This is a genomic window from Streptomyces sp. NPDC086766, from assembly GCF_044746005.1.
Lineage (GTDB): Bacteria > Actinomycetota > Actinomycetes > Streptomycetales > Streptomycetaceae > Streptomyces.
In genome coordinates, this window is the sequence record NZ_JBIVBI010000005.1 from 211519 (window position 1) to 228642 (window position 17124).

The window sequence follows — 17124 nt, forward strand, 5'->3', positions numbered from 1 at the left end:
ACGTCAGCCCTCGTCCGGGCCACCGCTCTCCTTGTCCTCGGCCGGCTCCTCGGCCTTGGCCTGGCCCGACTCCTCGGCCGGCTTGACCGTCTGCGCGCCCGGCTGGGGCTCGGCCACGGCCACCCGCGCGGGGCGGATGGTGCGCTCGCCGATCCGGTACCCGGGCTGCAGAATCGCCACGCACGTCGTCTCCGTGACGTCCGGGGCGTAGGAGTGCATCAGGGCCTCGTGGATCGTCGGGTCGAAGGGCTCGCCCTCCTTGCCGAACTGCTGGAGGCCCATCTTGGCCGCCACGGTCTCCGTCGACTCGGCGACGGACTTGAAACCGCCCACCAGTTCGCCGTGCTCCCGTGCGCGCCCGATGTCGTCGAGCACGGGCAGGAGTTCGGTCAGCAGATTCGCCACGGCGATCTCCTTGACCGTGACGCGGTCGCGCTCGACCCGGCGCCGGTAGTTCTGGAACTCGGCCTGCAGCCGCTGCAGGTCCGCCGTCCGCTCGCTGAGCGCCGTGCGTGCCTGGTCGAGCTGCGCCGTCAGGCCGGCCACGCGGCCCTCGTCCCCGGCCGGGGCCGCCTCCTTCTCCTGGGAGGAGGAGGCGGCCTGCGGCTCGGCGTCGTCAGAGGTGGCGCCGGAGGGGACGTCGGGCTGCTGAGACTGCTGCTCGTCGAAGCCCGGGGTCTCCTCCGTCACGCGGCACCGTCCTTGCGCTCGTCGTCGACGATCTCGGCGTCCACCACGTCGTCGTCGGCCCTGGCCTCACCGGCGCCGGCGGACTCGCCGCCCGCGGCCTGCGCGGCCTGGGCGTCCGCGTACATCGCCTGGCCGAGCTTCTGCGAGACGGCGGCGACCTTCTCCGTGGCGGTGCGGATCTCGGTGGTGTCCTCGCCCTTGAGCTTCTCCTTCAGCTCGGCGACGGCCTCCTCGACCTCGGTCTTGATCTCGCCCGGGACCTTGTCCTCGTTGTCCTTGAGGAACTTCTCGGTCTGGTAGACGAGCTGCTCGCCCTGGTTGCGGGTCTCGGCGGCCTCGCGGCGCTTGTGGTCCTCCTCCGCGTAGCGCTCGGCCTCCTCGCGCATCCGGTCGACCTCGTCCTTCGGGAGCGAGGAGCCGCCGGTGACGGTCATCTTCTGCTCCTTGCCGGTGCCGAGGTCCTTCGCCGTGACGTGCATGATGCCGTTGGCGTCGATGTCGAAGGACACCTCGATCTGCGGGACGCCGCGCGGCGCCGGCGGCAGACCGGTCAGCTCGAACATGCCGAGCTTCTTGTTGTAGGCCGCGATCTCGCGCTCGCCCTGGTAGACCTGGATCTGCACCGACGGCTGGTTGTCCTCGGCCGTGGTGAAGATCTCCGACCGCTTGGTCGGGATGGTCGTGTTGCGCTCGATGAGCTTGGTCATGATGCCGCCCTTGGTCTCGATGCCGAGGGACAGCGGGGTCACGTCGAGGAGCAGGACGTCCTTGACCTCACCCTTGAGGACACCGGCCTGGAGCGAGGCGCCGATGGCGACGACCTCGTCCGGGTTCACGCCCTTGTTGGCCTCCTTGCCGCCGGTCAGCTCCTTGACGAGCTCGGCGACGGCGGGCATACGGGTGGAGCCACCGACGAGGACGACGTGGTCGATCTCGCCGAGCTGGATGCCGGCGTCCTTGATGACGTTGTGGAACGGCGTCTTGCAGCGCTCCAGCAGGTCGGCCGTCAGCTGCTGGAACTGAGCCCGGCTGAGCTTCTCGTCCAGGTGCAGCGGGCCCTCCGCGGACGCGGTGATGTAGGGCAGGTTGATCGTGGTCTCGGTGGACGAGGACAGCTCGATCTTGGCCTTCTCCGCAGCCTCACGCAGACGCTGGAGGGCCATCTTGTCCTTGCTCAGGTCCACGCCGTGACCCGACTGGAACTGCTTGACCAGGTAGTCGACGACACGCTGGTCCCAGTCGTCACCACCGAGGTGGTTGTCACCGTTGGTGGCCTTCACCTCGACGACGCCGTCGCCGATCTCCAGCAGCGAGACGTCGAAGGTGCCGCCACCGAGGTCGAAGACCAGGATGGTCTGGTCGTCCTTGTCGAGGCCGTACGCGAGAGCGGCGGCCGTCGGCTCGTTGACGATGCGCAGCACGTTCAGGCCCGCGATCTCGCCGGCCTCCTTGGTGGCCTGGCGCTCGGCGTCGTTGAAGTACGCCGGAACGGTGATGACCGCGTCGGTCACCTTCTCGCCCAGGTAGGACTCGGCGTCCCGCTTCAGCTTCTGCAGCACGAACGCGCTGATCTGCTGGGGGTTGAAGTCCTTGCCGTCGAGGTTGATCTTCCAGTCGGTGCCCATGTGGCGCTTGACCGACCGGATGGTCCTGTCGACGTTCGTCACGGCCTGACGCTTGGCCACCTCGCCGACCAGCACCTCGCCGTTCTTGGCGAAGGCGACGACGGACGGCGTGGTCCTGGCGCCCTCGGCGTTGGTGATGACGGTGGGCTCGCCGCCCTCCAGAACGCTGACGACGGAGTTAGTCGTGCCCAGGTCGATGCCGACCGCACGTGCCATGGTGAATCCTCCAGCTGACTTGAGTGGAACGGACTCAAGTGTGCACGAGGCTCGCCATGCGGTCAACAGACCTGAGTCGCTCCGACTCAAGTCTTATCCATCCCTTACGCGCAAGGACTCGCTGACCTGCGCCGATGTGGACTGTCGCGGCGGGCGCGGGGTGACCTGAGGGTGACGACCGGTCGCCTGGGCGGTTGACTGGCCGCGGGCGGACCGGGGCGCGCGGACGGCCGCCTCCCCTCGGGTGGGCGGGACCTCGCGGCCACCCGGCCGCCCTCGGACGGGCGGGGTCTCCCGGAGGCCCGTCCGGTGGACGCCCGTCCGGCTCCCGGTCACCGGTGCCCCGTGGACGCCCGTCCGAATCCGGGTGTGACGGGTCTCGCCCGGACGACGGGACCCCCGGACCCGCAGCAGTGCGAGCACGGCCACCAGGGCCACGCCGGCCACCCACAGCCCGCCGGTCCACGGCAGCCAGCCCGTGTGCACCAGCACCCCCACGAGCACCGCGCAGAAGGTGCCCACACCCAGCAGGACGGTCGCACCCGGCGGGGTGATCCCGAGCCGGCGCAGCCGGTGCGCGAGATGCTCCGGCCCGCGGCGCGGCGCGGGCCGCCGGGCCTGCCACCGGAACAGCGCCGGCCACCGGGACAGCAGCACGAGGAGGGCGTCGGCGGCGGCCGTGGCGGTGAGCGCGAACAGCACGGCCGCGCTGGAGAGGGAGTCGTACCCGCTGCGGGTGAGCACCGCCGCCGAGGCCAGGACGAAGCCGGTGAACAGGGAGCCGCACGCGCCGAACGCGATCCGCGCGGGCGGCCAGTTGTGCATCAGGAAGCCGGTGAGGGCGGCCGCCAGCACGCTCAGCAGCGCCGCCAGGTCGTCCATCACCTCGGCCGCCGCGCAGGCGCCCACCCCGAAGGCGGTGACCACACCCACCGTGCCCGCCAGGCCGTCCGCGTGGTCGAGCCCCCGGAACGCGGCCGCCACACAGGCGATCCAGACCACGGCGCAGATCCCGGCGGGCAGCCCGGTCTCGTCGTAGGGCACCACGAAGGCGGCCGCGACGGCCGCGCCCACCAGCAGGAGCCGTGTCTTCAGCCGCCACAGGTCGGCGGCCAGGCCGAGGAGGGCGACCCCGGCCGCCGCGACCAGCAGCCCGCCGACCGGGTCGCTGAGCGGCGCGGCACCCGTCCAGCCCCCCGCCGCCGCGACCAGGCAGGTGCTGGCCACCACGGCCACGCCCCCGAGCAGCGGCACCGGTCGCACCCGCCGCCGGTCGACGAGCCCCAGCCGCAGCGCGGGCGTCCGGAGCAGCGCCGAGAGCAGGGCGGCGAGGAGCAGAGCGGTGATGGCGGTGACGATCCCGTAGAGCACGGTTCTTAAATTAGGGGTGAATGTACTGATTGGGTGCGAATAACACGAATGGATCGTCAGGCAACCCTCAGCGACCGAGATCACCCCGCGCTCGACTACATTGCGTCGCAGGATGGGGGTAGTCTCAGACGGACTGCATAAGTTACCGCTTAGTAATCTCCGTCCTCTCCCGCGATCCCCGTCGTGGGAGCCGCTCGAAGAGAACCTCGCAGGCCCGAGGAGCCCCCATGCAACTCGCCGCGATCATCGTGTCGCTGGTACTGACCGTGGTCGGCGTCGCGCTGCTCGCCCGCGCCATCGGACAGTTCGTCCGGTACTTCAAGCTGGGCCAGCCCGTGCCCGCGGGCAGCCGGACCGACAACCCCTACCAGCGCAGCGTGACCCTGGTGCGGGAGTTCCTCGGCCACACGCGCATGAACCGGTGGGGGATCGTGGGCTTCGCCCACTGGTTCGTCGCCGTCGGCTTCCTGACGCTGCCGCCGACCCTCGCGCAGGCGTTCGGCCAGCTCTTCCAGGCCGACTGGACGCTGCCGGTCATCGGCGACTTCCTGCCGTTCGAGATGTACACCGAGTTCATCGGTGTGATGACCGTCCTGGGCATCGTCGTGCTCATCACGATCCGCCTGCTCAGCCTGCCCTCGCGGCCCGGCCGCAAGTCGCGGTTCGCGGGGTCCAAGGCCGGCCAGGCGTACTTCGTCGAGTACGTCATCCTCACCATCGGCCTGGCGATCTACGTGCTGCGCGGCCTGGAGGGCGCCCTCCACCACGTCGAGGGCTACGAGGCCGGGTACTTCGCCTCGTACCCGCTGGTCCTGGCCTTCAAGGGGCTGAGCCTCCCCACGCTGCAGAACCTGGTCTACCTGGTCGCGACGATCAAGATCGGCACCTCGTTCATCTGGATGATCGTGGTCTCGCTGAACACCAACATGGGTGTGGCCTGGCACCGCTTCCTCGCGTTCCCGAACATCTGGTTCAAGCGCGACGCGGCCGGCGGCACGGCCCTCGGCGGCCTCCAGCCGATGACGAGCGGCGGCAAGCCGATCGACTTCGCGGACCCGGGCGAGGACGACGTCTTCGGTGTCTCCCAGGTCGAGCAGTTCTCCTGGAAGGGCCTCCTCGACTTCTCCACCTGCACCGAGTGCGGCCGCTGCCAGTCGCAGTGCCCCGCCTGGAACACCGGCAAGCCGCTCTCCCCGAAGCTGCTGATCATGTCGCTGCGCGACCACGCGCACGCCAAGGCCCCCTACCTGCTGGCCGGCGGCGGCAAGACGATGGAGGGCGAGGAGAAGGCCTCCGCGGAGCAGCTCTCCGGCGTGCCCGCAGCCGCCCTCGCCGAGGCCGAGCGCCCGCTGATCGGCACCGCCGAGGAGAACGGCGTCATCGACCCGGACGTCCTGTGGTCCTGCACCACGTGCGGCGCCTGCGTCGAGCAGTGCCCGGTGGACATCGAGCACGTCGACCACATCGTCGACATGCGCCGCTACCAGGTGATGATCGAGTCGGCGTTCCCGTCCGAGGCGGGCACGATGCTCAAGAACCTGGAGAAGAAGGGCAACCCCTGGGGCCTGGCCAAGAAGCAGCGCCTGGAGTGGACCAAGGAGGTCGACTTCGAGATCCCGGTCGTCGGCCGGGACATCGAGGACCTCACCGAGGTCGAGTACCTCTACTGGGTCGGCTGCGCCGGCGCCCTGGAGGACCGCGCCAAGAAGACCACCAAGGCCTTCGCGGAGCTGCTGCACATCGCGGGCGTCAAGTTCGCGATCATGGGCGGCGACGAGAAGTGCACCGGTGACTCCGCCCGCCGCCTGGGCAACGAGCCCCTGTTCCAGGAGCTCGGCATGGAGAACGTCATGGCGCTGAACATGGCGTTCGGCGAGGAGACGGACGACGAGGGCAAGGTCACCGAGGAGTCCCGCAAGCCGAAGTCGGCGAAGAAGATCGTCGCCACCTGCCCGCACTGCCTCAACACCCTCGGCAACGAGTACCCGCAGCTCGGCGGCGACTACGAGGTCATCCACCACACCCAGCTGCTCCAGCACCTCGTCGACGAGGGCAAGCTGGTCCCGGTGACCCCGGTCGAGGGCATCATCACCTACCACGACCCGTGCTACCTGGGCCGCCACAACAAGATCTACACGCCCCCGCGCGAGATCATCGGCAAGGTCCCGGGCCTGCGCAACGAGGAGATGCACCGCCACAAGGAGCGGGGCTTCTGCTGCGGCGCCGGCGGCGCGCGGATGTGGATGGAGGAGCGCATCGGCAAGCGCATCAACAACGAGCGCGTCGACGAGGCCCTGTCGCTGAACCCCGACATCGTGTCCACGGCCTGCCCGTTCTGCCTCGTCATGCTCACGGACTCCGTGAACGGCAAGAAGAACGACGGCAAGGCCAAGGAGTCGATCCAGGTCGTCGACGTCGCCCAGCTCCTCCTCGACTCCGTCAAGACGCCGGTCGACCCGGCGGGCGAGGCGGAGACCGAGAGCGAGCCGGAGCCGGAGCCGGTGAAGTAACCGGCCGCGTCACCACGACCGACGCCCCCATGTCCCGTACGGACGTGGGGGCGTCGTGGTGTACCAGGGGCGCGGGCCGACTACTCGCCCTTCGGCCCCGCCTGCTGCACCACCTCGAAGGACCACAGCGTGGCGCCGGAGGCCGCGGGCCGCGGCCGCTCTCCGCCCTCACCGCCCCTTCCGCCCTCCGCACCCTCTCCGGCGCCCTGGTGCGCCGCCTTCATCGGCCCCTCCATCCAGGCCTGGAACGCCTCCTCGTCCCGCCAGCGGGTGTAGACGAGGTAGGTGTCGGTGCCCTCGACCGGGCGGAGCAGCTCGAACCACTCGAACCCGTCGGAGTTCTCCACGGCGTGCGCGCGCGAGGCGAACCGCTTCTCCAGCGTCTCCCGCTGCTCGGCGGGCACGGTCAGCACATTGATTTTAACTACGCTAGGCACATGACACCTCTCGTCAGACGAGGCCCCGACTGGACCCCTAACCCGGACCATGTGCGCGCAGTGTCCTACATCCGGCAGTCAAGGAAGCGTGAGGACGACTCCGCGTCGTCCCCCGAAGCGCAGCGGACCAAGTGCGAGGCACTGATCACGGCCAAAGGCTGGGACAACGCGGGTCACTTCGCCGACGTCGGTACATCCGGCTGGGACCCCAAGGTTGTCCGGCCGGAGTTCGAGGAGATGATGTCCGCCGTTCGCGCCGGGCACGTAGACGCAGTGGTCGTGTTCTCGCTGTCCCGCCTCACCCGACAGGGCGCCCTTGAGGCCATGCTGATCAATGAGGGGTTGGCCAAACACGGCGTGCTGCTCGTCAGCGTCGAAGAGCCCTACCTGGACACTTCCACCCCCATGGGCGTCGCGATCTTCGGCCTTATCGCTGCGCTGGCCCAGCAGGAGAGCGACCTCAAGTCCGCGTACATTACGGCGACGAAAGAGACTCTGCGCGCTGCCGGCTCCCACGTGTCCGGCATGGCCCCGTATGGCTTCCAGTCGACGCGTGAGCCGCGTGGAGATCTGGTGGTGGTCAAGCTGATCTCCGATCCGGCTGAGGCCCCGTACGTGCGCGACATGGTGTCCTGGGCGCTGGATGGCATGACAGCATCGGCCATCGCTCGCAAGCTGAACACGGAGGGCGTACCGACCAAAGCAGCGGACATGTCAGCGCGGGTGACGGCCCGCCGGGCGCGAGGCACAAGCCAGCCGTTGGAGCGTACGACGTGGGTGTCGTCCACTGTGCTCCGCATCCTCCGTGACCCGCGCCTTGCCGGCTACGCCGCCGAACGCCAGGGGACCAAGCGCGTCATCCTGCGCGACGACTCAGGGGCCCCGCTGGTGGCGCATGAGGGCATCGTTCCCGCCGATGACTGGTGGCGGCTTCAGGACGTACTCGACGGTCGCACGCCCCGAGTGGTTCGCCAGGGTGGCCGTTCCGTGCCGTCCCTGCTCGGTTCCGCCGGGATGCTGTTCTGCGAGGTCTGCGGTAGCTCCATGGTCACAGACAAGCGCAACGGCAAGCCGCTCTACCGCTGCAACCGGGCCCAGTTCGGCGCCGTACCGGGACACGGTGGTCTGGCCATCGACATGGACGCAGCTGATGACGTGGTGGCCCGTACCGTGTGGTCCCGCCTGACAGCGCTGGACCCCGAAGACCCCGAAGATCTCGAATGGCTCGCCGAGGCCGCACGCCGGTTTGCAGCGCAAGCGGACACAGGCGAGCGACAGGCCGAACTAACAGCCGCACGCGTCGAGTTGGAACACGTGCGGGAAGCGCTCCGCACGCTGTATGTCGACCGGCAGGCAGGCTTGTACGCAGGTGCCGTGGGTGACCAGATGTTCCGTGAGTCCGTGGAGCGGTTGACAGCGCACGAGGCACGAACGGCCGGACGTGTGGAAGAACTGGGGACCGCCGAGGCCGGCACGGTGGCGATCCCCTCGGAGTGGACGGCCCCGGAGGGTGACCCGCTGGGGCCAGAGTCGACGTGGGCCGGTTGGGCCCTTTCCAAACGACGGGAGTTCCTTGCGCTGTTCGTTGACCGCGTGAGCGTGGCACGCAGCGTGGGTAGGGGCCGGAATGCGAACACGGCGGAACGGGTGGCCGTGCACTGGGCAGAGGCACCAGTCAAGTAGGCACCCGGGTGCCCCTCTGAGCCCCGTTCGGGCGTCTCTGGTGGGAGGAACGCGCGGGTGGTGCTTCCTCATTCTCTTCACGACGCTCGTGGCCCCATCCTGCCCCCTGCCCCCTGCCCCCACGGGCGGACGACGGGCATACCGGCCGGGGCGTACGGCCACGCGGAATCAGAGATCTCCGCAGCCGACCCGAACCTTTACCGGATTCACGTACAACCCTTACCTCTGGCGGGGGGTCTCCTGATCGCCGACCCCGGCGCCCGCCGGGCCCGCCCCGGGCCCGACCGCCACCCACCCCAGAACGGACCGGAATGCGCAAGCGCACTCTTCTGCTGGCCGCCTCCACCCTCACCGCGGCCCTGACCACCGGCCTGCTCACCGTCCTGCCCGCCCCCACGGCCGCCGCCGCCCCCTCCGGCCTCTCCGGCGACTTCAACGGCGACGGCCACCGGGACGTCGTGATCGCCGCCCCCCTCGCCAAGGTCTCCAGCAGGTCCGGCGCCGGCTACGTCGCCGTCGTCTACGGCACCTCCCACGGCCTCGACACCGCCAAGCGGCAGATCATCAGCCAGGCGACCACCGGCATACCCGGCACCCCCGAGTCGGGCGACTACTTCGGCGACCGCCTGACCACGGGCGACTTCGACGGCGACGGCTACACCGACGTCGTGGTCGGCGTGCACGCCGAGCGCATCGGCTCCACCGGCGACTACGGCACGCTCACGGTCCTCTGGGGCGGGGCGGCCGGCATCACCTCCGGCACCGACATCTCCTCCCCGCTGCCGAAGTACCGCAACGAGCTCGGCTGGTCCGTCGCGGCCGGCGACTTCGACGGCGACGGAAAGACCGACCTGGCCGCCCTGAACAACGCCTCGCCCTCGCTGAGCGTCTTCCGCGGCCCCCTCTCCCGCACCGGCCAGGCGGCCTCGCTCCTCGGCATCGACCCGGTGGAGCAGACTGGCGTCGTCCCGAGCTCCCTCGTCGCGGGCGAGGTCAACGGCGACGGCAGGACCGACCTGGTGGTCCTCGGCCAGGAGGAGACCAGCACGGGCGAGTACCGCACCCGCAGCGTCCTCTACACCGGCTCCGCCGGCGGTCCCACGCCCGGCAAGAAGCTCGCCGGCGGCTACGCGGCCGTGGTCGCCGACGTCGACAAGGACGGCTACGGCGACATCGTCACCGGCAACTTCATGGAGAAGTCGACCACCGAGCCGAACGGCGGCCCGGGCGGCGCGCTCACGGTCACCTACGGCGCCTCGGGCGGGCTGAGCAGCCGTACGCCGGTCCGCATCACCCAGGACACGGCCGGGGTGCCCGGCTCGGCCGAGAAGGGCGACGCCTTCGGCTGGAGCCTCGCGGCCGGCGACACCAACGGCGACGGCTACCCCGACATCGCGGTCGGCGTCCCCGACGAGGACCTGGGCGCCAAGCAGGGCGCCGGCGCGGTGGTCGTGCTGCGGGGCTCGGCGACCGGCCTGACCGGCACCGGCGCCAAGTCCTTCTCCCAGGACACCTCCGGCGTCCCCGGCACCGCCGAGTCGCAGGACTTCTTCGGCGACGCGGTCTTCCTCACCGACGCCGACGGCGACCGCCGGGCGGAGCTGGTGGCCGGCGCCCGCGGCGAGAACGACGGGGCCGGGTCGGTCTGGGTGCTGCGCGGCTCCTCCTCCGGCACCACGGCCACCGGCGCCACGTCCTTCGGCAGCACCACCCTGGGCGGCCCGTCGGGCACCGCGTACTTCGGCAACGTACTGGGCGGCTGAGCCTTACGGAGGCGGCGGGAGGGAGCCGGAGCAACCCGGATGGAGCAAGCGGCCCCGTACTCCGGACGGAGCAGGCCCCTCCTCCGGATGGAGCAGGGGCCTGCTCAGGTAGGACAGCCCTCCCGCGATCCCCCTAGGGGATGTCACAGCTCGGCAGCAAAGCCGGTCCCGAATGCCCCGGCCTCGCACGTCACTCTGCGGAAGCAGGTACGTTCGAAGACGTGGCTGGATTCAGGAACGGACGCGGCGGCCGGGACAACCGGGCCCCGCAAGCGCGCCCCCAACAACCCCCGTACGGACAGCAGGCGCCCCAGGCGCAGTCGTACGGCTACCCGTCGGCGCCGCAGCCGTACCCGCAGCAGCAACCGCCGTACGGGAACGGCGGCGGGGCCCGGGGCGGCCAGTGGCCGCAGTCGAACGGCGGCGGCCAGGGCGAGCCGGAGTACTTCGGCGACGGGTCCTACGCCCAGGGCGGCCCCGACCCGTACGCGGCCAACAACCCGGGTCACACCCAGGCCTTCTCGGTCGGTGAGGACCCGTACCAGCAGAGCGGGACCTACCGGGCCGGTGCGGCCCCGGCCGGCCCGATCGGCCCCCGGCTGCACTGGAAGGACCTGCTGCGCGGGATCGTGCTGGCCCCCAACCAGACGTTCCTCCAGATGCGCGACTACACGATGTGGGGTCCCGCCCTCACCGTGACCTTCCTCTACGGCCTGCTGGCCGTCTTCGGCTTCGACGGCGCCCGCCAGGACGCCATCAACGCCACGCTCTCGAACGCGGTCCCGATCGTCCTGGTCACCGCCGTGGCGATGGTGATCAGCTCCTTCGTCCTCGGCGTGGTCACCCACACCGTGGCCCGCCAGCTCGGCGGCGACGGCGCCTGGCAGCCCACGGTCGGCCTGTCCATGCTGATCATGTCGCTCACGGACGCGCCGCGCCTGCTCGTCGCCATGTTCCTCGGCGGCGACGCGGGCTTCGTGCAGCTGCTGGGCTGGGCCACCTGGGTCGGGGCCGGCGCCCTGATGACCCTCATGGTCAGCCGCTCCCACGACCTGCCCTGGCCGAAGGCGCTGGGCGCGAGCGCGATCCAGCTGATCGCCCTGCTGTCGATCGTGAAGCTCGGCACCTTCTGACGCCCGACCGCACACGAAAGGGCCCCCGGACGCACGCCGGGGGCCCTTCTCACGCCGGTCACGCGATCACCCCGTCACGCGCTCACGCGGGTGGGGCGTCCCCGGGGACCCACCGCGCCCAGTCCTCGACGTACTCGGCGGTGACCGGAGTGACCGGGGTACCCGCCGGGTGGGTGGACGCGATGGTCCGGAATCTCCCCCGCCGCACACGCAGGGGCCCACCCGGCGGCATCGGCTCTCCCTCCGCGATCTGGACCACCTCGCAGGTCGGTTCCCCGGGGCCGCCCAGCAGGTAGTTCCCGCCCGGCAGCAGTTCCCGGTGGGAGACCGCGACCGACAGGCTGTCCGCCCGCATGGAGCCGATCCGCTCGGCCAGCGTCGTCGTGAGCGCCCCGGGCACCACGCTGATCAGGTAACCGCCCCGCGCGGACCCGTCGTCATCGTCGTCGCCGACCGGAACGTCTTCGGCGAACCCGGCTGGGTCGGCGGCCCCCTGTCGCCGCCGGAGCTGCGGAGGAACCAGGCAGCGGGGCCTGCCCACCGTGGTGATCGCGACGACTGTCAAGGCACTGGCGGTCGTGCCGACCAGCAGGACGAGCAGCACGATCGCCGGCGCCAACGACAGGTGTCGGTTCGCGCCACCCATGTGGTGGGTGGCATGGAGACAGACAACAGTCCCCAAGAGCGAGCCGAGGAAGTACGAGAACACTCCCAGCGGGAGCAGTGCCCGCTCGGTCCCGTCCTTCATGCCCGGGATGAGGATCGCCGAGCGGTCCCCGGCGGGAGCCTCCGTACGCCAACTGCGCAGACCGCGCCGCACCAGCAAGGTCCCGGCGCCGAGGCAGAGCAGGGCGACGAGCGCTTCCATGACGAGCATGTGTGGACCCCCACGCAGATGCCGGACACCGCACTGCTGGGGGACCCTCGCACCGAGGATCACCAGGACTCCAGCCCTTGGATCACCCAGGCTTCGCAAAGGCGTGGAGCGGTCGGTCAGGTGATCACCCTGCACGAGGGCCGGTCCGTGGCCGGTACCGCGGTCGTCCTGGAGGTTCGCGGTCGCGTCGTCGGCCTTCCGCCGGCGCAGGCGTCGCCACGGCTCCCCGACCCTGCCCGGGGCCGGTCACCGGGCCGGCGGGCCCCCGGAGCACGCCCGGAAGAGCCCGCGCCGGTGGCAGCGGACGCGGGCAGATCCGCAGGTCAGAGGGCTTCCTTGTTCTCCTTCGGCGCCTCACCCGACTTGTGCACCGGAGGCAGGACACTCCACGGGAAGTTGATCCACTCGTCCGTGCGCTTCCACACGTACTCGCACTTCACCAGCGACTGGGACTTCTCGTAGACCACGGCGCTGCGCACCTCGGCGACGGTGTCGAGGCAGAAGTCGCGGACCAGCTTGAGCGTCTTGCCGGTGTCGGCGACGTCGTCGGTGATCAGGACCTTCTTGTCGGAGAAGTCGATGGCGTTGGGAACGGGCGCGAGCATGACGGGCATCTCGAGCGTGGTGCCGACCCCGGTGTAGAACTCGACGTTCACCAGGTGGATGTTCTTGCAGTCCAGGGCGTAGGCGAGACCGCCCGCCACGAAGACGCCGCCGCGGGCGATCGACAGGACGATGTCGGGCTGGTACCCGTCGTCGGCGATGGTCTGCGCGAGCTCGCGGACGGCGACGCCGAACTGCTCGTAGCTGAGGTTCTCTCGTATGTCGCTCATGCCCGTGTCACTCACACCTGCGTCCGGTGGAAATTGAGGTAGGACCGGGAGGGGGTCGGTCCGCGCTGGCCCTGGTACCGGGACCCGTAGCGTTCGCTGCCGTAGGGGAACTCGGCGGGCGAGCTCAGCCGGAACATGCACAGCTGGCCGATCTTCATACCGGGCCAGAGCTTGATCGGCAGGGTCGCGAGGTTCGAGAGCTCCAGCGTCACGTGCCCGGAGAAACCGGGGTCGATGAAGCCGGCGGTGGAGTGGGTGACCAGCCCGAGCCGCCCGAGCGAGCTCTTGCCCTCGAGCCGCGAGGCGAGGTCGTCCGGCAGCGAGACGACCTCGTACGTCGAGGCGAGGACGAACTCGCCCGGATGCAGGATGAACGGCTCGTCGCCCTCCGGCTCCACGAGCCGGGTGAGGTCGGGCTGCTCGACGGAGGGGTCGATGTGGGGGTAGCGGTGGTTCTCGAACACCCGGAAGTAGCGGTCGAGTCGCACGTCGATGCTCGACGGCTGCACCATGGATTCGTCGTAGGGATCGATCCGCACCCGGCCGGCGTCGATCTCGGCCCGGATGTCCTTGTCTGAGAGAAGCACGCCCCGAGGATACGCAAGGCGCGCGGAGCGGCCACAATCGTGACCGGCCCCGCGCGCCTGTGATCAGCCGCTCTGCCGAGCGCCCTATCGCCTCTCCAAGCTCACCGGCACGACACTGCGGAGCCGGGAACACCCCGGACAGCGCATGAGCCGACCGGGGCCGAGCCGCTCGGCCTTCTGCATCGGGAACGAAGCGGTGCTGAACACGTGCCCATCGGCACAACGGACGACGGTGCGCTCCATCAAGTCCTAGAGTCCCTTCCCCAGAGCCGCGTCGGGCTGCTGCCACCTGACGACAAAAGGCACATTACGGGATGGAAGAGACGACGCTCCAGGCGGCACTCCGACCCCACCCGGCCCCTGCTCCACCGAACCACCGTACGCCCCAACTCCGGTACCCCGCAGCCCCGTCACCACACCTCCCACTCCCCTGAAACGCACTCAGGCCCCTCGGCTTGAGCACCGGGGGCCACGCATGGGGTACAGTGGGCGAGCATTCGACACCGGGCGATCCGGCGTCTTACGCGGGTGTAGTTTAATGGTAGAACATCAGCTTCCCAAGCTGAGAGCGCGAGTTCGATTCTCGTCACCCGCTCCAGCAAAAACCCCCAGGCCAGAGGCCCGGGGGTTCTTTGTTCTCCAGACCGGTGCGCGGCCCGGGAACGCGCAGGTCAGCGTTTTGCCGGCTCAGGCGGGATCCGCATACGCGATCTTCCGAACCGGCTACGTGTGCCTGCCGGCGCCGGCGTCCACCACGAGTCCGCCCAGCAGATAGACGAGCACACACAGAAAGACCGCTGCCATCGCACCCGCCACGACCCGGAAGCGATCCGGAGTCATCATCGGCCTGGCAGTGACGGTGTTCCTCCGATCCAAGTAGTCGTAGACCCAGAGACCAAGATTGCGGTAGTCGACGGCGACGAGAAAACAGAGGACTCCCAGCAGGGCGACCCAGCTCAACACGAAGAGGGCTTCCACCCAATTGACGGGGGTGACCACCGGCCGGCCGGCGAGGACAAGAGCCCCGCCCACGGTGCCTTCCACTTCCCACTTCTCCCTTCAGCTCCCAGTGACGCTCAGACACCCGAGGGATCGGGAAGGTTGTACGACGTCGGAGCCTGGCCGTCTGCCCAGGTCAGCACTCAAGTCGACCTCAATAGCCTTTCCGGATCAAGACTGCGGTGCTTTCAGCGATGGTCGGCACGAATGCCTTGTCGGGGACACGGGGGTGATGCGGTCGAAGAGGGCGACCATGCCGCCGGGGAAGCAGCGGGTATTCCCCGTGCCGCCACCGAAGGGAACCGCAGGTCAACCGGCCGGGGGTTTGTTGCCTGTCGCCGGCTCTCCGACGACGCGAACGGGTGCACCCTCGAATGAGTGGCGGGTGACGACGCCCGATTCGGTGGCGTCTTGGCGGGGCTGGGCGAACGCCGTGTGCCACCCTGGGCCGCAGGCGAAGCCGCGACATGGCCGGCTCAGGGCCTCGGAGCACGGTCCGGGCCGGCCTCGGAAGACGCGAGCAGACGCAGGGCGGAACCGTGGGGCGACGCGGCAGACAGCGGCGGACCGTCGGCGGACCGGCCGGCGATGGGCCCGGCCCGGAGTTCGGGGCGCTGTTCCTTCCGCTCGCCCTGCAGAACCTGCTGATGACGTACACCTCGACCGCCATGAACGTGGCGCTGTCGGCGATCGTCAGGGATCTGCACACCACGCTGATCGCCGTGCAGTCCGCGATCTCGCTGTACTCCCTCGTGGTGGCCGCGTCCCTGATCGCCGCGAGCAAGATCGGGGCGCGCCACGGGTACCGGCGCACCTTCGTCTTCGGCGCGGGGGTGTTCGCGGTGGGCACGCTGGTGACCGCACTCGCCCCGAACATGGCGTTCATGCTGGTCGGTTGGCCGCTGCTGCAGGGGATCGGCGTCGCGCTGATGCTTCCCGCGCTGCTGTCCCTGCTCACCGAGGCGCTCTCCGGGGCCACGCGGACGAGGGCCTTGTCGGCGCTGGGCACGATCGGCGGCATCGGCGCGGCGGCCGGTCCCCTGCTCGGCGGCTTCATCACCCACTACTCCAGCTGGCGTGTGTCGTTCCTCATGGGCACCGTGGTCACGGTCGCGGTCATGCTCCTCATGCGGCGGCCGGCCGAACCCGAGTCGCCGCCCGCGCGCCCCGGGCAGCGTTTCGATGTGCCCGGGGCACTGCTGTCCGCCGCCGGAGTCGGGCTGCTGGTCGTCGCCATCCTGCTGGCGGGGTGGTTCGGCCTGCTCAGGGCCCGGCATGACGTCGAGGTCTTCGGCCACACGCTGTTCCACCGCGGCGGCCTGTCGCCCGTGCCCGTCCTCGCCGGTATCGGGCTGGTGGTGCTGACCGCGTTCGCCGTCTGGGAGCGCCACCTGGTCGAGCGGGGCAGGGATCCCCTCGTGCGGCTGTCCGTGTTGCGCAACCGCACCGTCCGGGCCGGCACGCAGACCCAGGCGATGCAGTACCTGGTGCCCAACGGGGCGCTCTTCCTCGTACCGGTGTTCCTGCAGACGACCCTGGGCTTCGACGCGCTCCACTGCGGTGTCACGCTGCTGCCGACGACCCTGGGGCTGATGCTGACCGCCGCGCCGGCCGCACGGCTCGTCGCCGCCCAGCGGATGACCCACCGCGCCGCCCAGATGTGGTCGTTCGTGTTCCTCCTCGCCGGTTGTGTCGTCGTCGCCGCCCTGTTCGACCCGCGCCGGGGGATCACGGCCACGGGCCTGGCGCTGGCACCCGGTCTGTTCCTCGTCGGTGTGGGGCAGGGCCTGGCCACGACGGTCACCGACCTCATCCAGTCGGCCGCGCCGCCGGACGAGGTGAGCGACGTGACGGGGCTCTCGCGCAGTGGCACTTACCTCGGGAGTTCCCTCGGCGTGGCGCTGGCGGGTGCCGTCATGACCACGACGCTGCTCCACTCCTTCGAGTCCAGGACGGACGGCAGCACCGTCCTGACGTCGACTCAGAAAGAGCTGACGAAGGAGGCGCTCGAAAGGCAGGTCCAGATCACGGCGGCGACCGACCAGGCGGTCCGCGCGAAACTCGAGGCACGGGGTGTGGCGCAGGGCGCCTCCCAGGAAGTCGTCCGCATCAACGCCTACGCCCGCGAACGGGCACTGACCTGGGGGGTCGTCTGCATGGCCGCGCTGGCGGCTGCGGGATGCCTGGTGGCGTCCCGGATCCCGCGGGTCCGAACGCGCGCGCCGCGGCCGCGGTGATGCACGTCCTGGGTCGTCCTCGGCAGTCGAGGGGTTCCCGATCTCACAGGACCGTTCGCTCCGGCGAGGCCGGACGGCGGGGCGCGGCGTCCCGGCCGCCCCGCCCGCCGTGTGAGTGATCCGGGGCCCCGCCGACACGCGTCGGCGTCGGCGGGGCACCACT

At 70.2% G+C, this 17124-nt stretch carries 13 protein-coding genes and 1 tRNA gene; 6 read left to right on the forward strand and 8 right to left on the reverse strand.

Translation table 11 applies throughout. The features are described from left to right. Positions 1 to 3 precede the first annotated feature (3 nt). From grpE to ACIPM1_RS11645, 3 genes are all read right to left on the reverse strand, one after another. Positions 4 to 690: a nucleotide exchange factor GrpE gene (gene grpE, locus ACIPM1_RS11635; protein WP_402432305.1), complete on the reverse strand. Its 687-nt coding sequence runs from the start codon at positions 688 to 690 to the stop codon at positions 4 to 6. After that, positions 687 to 2531: a molecular chaperone DnaK gene (dnaK, locus tag ACIPM1_RS11640; RefSeq protein WP_356184786.1), complete on the reverse strand. Its 1845-nt coding sequence runs from the start codon at positions 2529 to 2531 to the stop codon at positions 687 to 689. The genes grpE and dnaK overlap by 4 nt, the downstream gene beginning before the upstream one ends. Positions 2532 to 2624: 93 nt before the next feature. Then, positions 2625 to 3902 carry an MraY family glycosyltransferase gene (locus tag ACIPM1_RS11645; RefSeq protein WP_402432309.1) on the reverse strand — a complete coding sequence of 426 codons (1278 nt, stop codon included), beginning with the start codon at positions 3900 to 3902 and terminating at the stop codon, positions 2625 to 2627. Between the two features lie 227 nt (positions 3903 to 4129). On the opposite strand from ACIPM1_RS11645, the gene ACIPM1_RS11650 reads away from it, so the two are divergent. Further along, a complete protein-coding gene (locus ACIPM1_RS11650; RefSeq protein ID WP_356184793.1) occupies positions 4130 to 6412 on the forward strand; it encodes a (Fe-S)-binding protein in 2283 nt (760 codons plus the stop codon). An 80-nt stretch (positions 6413 to 6492) separates the two neighbouring features. Here the strand turns inward: ACIPM1_RS11650 and ACIPM1_RS11655 are convergent, their stop codons facing one another. Next, positions 6493 to 6900 carry an antibiotic biosynthesis monooxygenase family protein gene (locus ACIPM1_RS11655; RefSeq protein ID WP_402432314.1) on the reverse strand — a complete coding sequence of 136 codons (408 nt, stop codon included), beginning with the start codon at positions 6898 to 6900 and terminating at the stop codon, positions 6493 to 6495. Between ACIPM1_RS11655 and ACIPM1_RS11660 the strand changes: the two genes are divergently transcribed. The 3 genes from ACIPM1_RS11660 to ACIPM1_RS11670 all read left to right on the forward strand — a co-directional run bounded on the left by ACIPM1_RS11660 (position 6850) and on the right by ACIPM1_RS11670 (position 11428). Beyond that, on the forward strand, positions 6850 to 8532 hold the full coding sequence (locus ACIPM1_RS11660; RefSeq protein WP_402432317.1) for a recombinase family protein: 1683 nt from the start codon (positions 6850 to 6852) through the stop codon (positions 8530 to 8532). The genes ACIPM1_RS11655 and ACIPM1_RS11660 overlap by 51 nt on opposite strands. Before the next feature lie 311 nt (positions 8533 to 8843). Continuing rightward, positions 8844 to 10295: an FG-GAP and VCBS repeat-containing protein gene (locus ACIPM1_RS11665; protein ID WP_402432320.1), complete on the forward strand. Its 1452-nt coding sequence runs from the start codon at positions 8844 to 8846 to the stop codon at positions 10293 to 10295. A 140-nt stretch (positions 10296 to 10435) separates the two neighbouring features. Then, positions 10436 to 11428, forward strand: a complete 993-nt coding sequence (locus tag ACIPM1_RS11670; RefSeq protein ID WP_402432323.1) for a Yip1 family protein — start codon at positions 10436 to 10438, stop codon at positions 11426 to 11428. Positions 11429 to 11510: 82 nt separating this feature from the next. Here ACIPM1_RS11670 and ACIPM1_RS11675 read toward each other — a convergent pair whose 3' ends face one another. From ACIPM1_RS11675 to dcd, 3 genes are all read right to left on the reverse strand, one after another. Beyond that, positions 11511 to 12305, reverse strand: coding sequence for a hypothetical protein (locus ACIPM1_RS11675; protein WP_402432326.1), 795 nt, complete (start codon positions 12303 to 12305; stop codon positions 11511 to 11513). 323 nt (positions 12306 to 12628) lie between these two features. After that, a complete protein-coding gene (locus ACIPM1_RS11680; RefSeq protein WP_402432329.1) occupies positions 12629 to 13138 on the reverse strand; it encodes a phosphoribosyltransferase in 510 nt (169 codons plus the stop codon). Between the two features lie 11 nt (positions 13139 to 13149). Next, positions 13150 to 13725, reverse strand: coding sequence for a dCTP deaminase (gene dcd, locus ACIPM1_RS11685; RefSeq protein ID WP_356184816.1), 576 nt, complete (start codon positions 13723 to 13725; stop codon positions 13150 to 13152). A gap of 524 nt (positions 13726 to 14249) precedes the next feature. Between dcd and ACIPM1_RS11690 the strand changes: the two genes are divergently transcribed. Then, a tRNA-Gly gene (locus tag ACIPM1_RS11690) sits at positions 14250 to 14323 on the forward strand. Between the two features lie 125 nt (positions 14324 to 14448). Here the strand turns inward: ACIPM1_RS11690 and ACIPM1_RS11695 are convergent. Beyond that, a complete protein-coding gene (locus tag ACIPM1_RS11695) occupies positions 14449 to 14769 on the reverse strand; it encodes a hypothetical protein (RefSeq protein ID WP_402432332.1) in 321 nt (106 codons plus the stop codon). 494 nt (positions 14770 to 15263) lie between these two features. Between ACIPM1_RS11695 and ACIPM1_RS11700 the strand changes: the two genes are divergently transcribed. Beyond that, positions 15264 to 16961 carry an MFS transporter gene (locus ACIPM1_RS11700; RefSeq protein ID WP_402432335.1) on the forward strand — a complete coding sequence of 566 codons (1698 nt, stop codon included), beginning with the start codon at positions 15264 to 15266 and terminating at the stop codon, positions 16959 to 16961. The last annotated feature ends 163 nt before the right edge of the window (positions 16962 to 17124 follow it).

What these genes read in the sequence shown, in the direction of transcription:
- dnaK (WP_356184786.1), bottom strand. Translation starts at nt 2,531, where the DNA reads ATGGCACGTGCGGTCGGCATCGACCTGGGCACGACTAACTCCGTCGTC.
- ACIPM1_RS11650 (WP_356184793.1), top strand. Translation starts at nt 4,130, where the DNA reads ATGCAACTCGCCGCGATCATCGTGTCGCTGGTACTGACCGTGGTCGGC.
- ACIPM1_RS11660 (WP_402432317.1), top strand. Translation starts at nt 6,850, where the DNA reads ATGACACCTCTCGTCAGACGAGGCCCCGACTGGACCCCTAACCCGGAC.
- ACIPM1_RS11655 (WP_402432314.1), bottom strand. Translation starts at nt 6,900, where the DNA reads ATGGTCCGGGTTAGGGGTCCAGTCGGGGCCTCGTCTGACGAGAGGTGT.
- ACIPM1_RS11665 (WP_402432320.1), top strand. Translation starts at nt 8,844, where the DNA reads ATGCGCAAGCGCACTCTTCTGCTGGCCGCCTCCACCCTCACCGCGGCC.
- ACIPM1_RS11670 (WP_402432323.1), top strand. Translation starts at nt 10,436, where the DNA reads ATGTCACAGCTCGGCAGCAAAGCCGGTCCCGAATGCCCCGGCCTCGCA.
- ACIPM1_RS11675 (WP_402432326.1), bottom strand. Translation starts at nt 12,305, where the DNA reads ATGCTCGTCATGGAAGCGCTCGTCGCCCTGCTCTGCCTCGGCGCCGGG.
- ACIPM1_RS11680 (WP_402432329.1), bottom strand. Translation starts at nt 13,138, where the DNA reads ATGAGCGACATACGAGAGAACCTCAGCTACGAGCAGTTCGGCGTCGCC.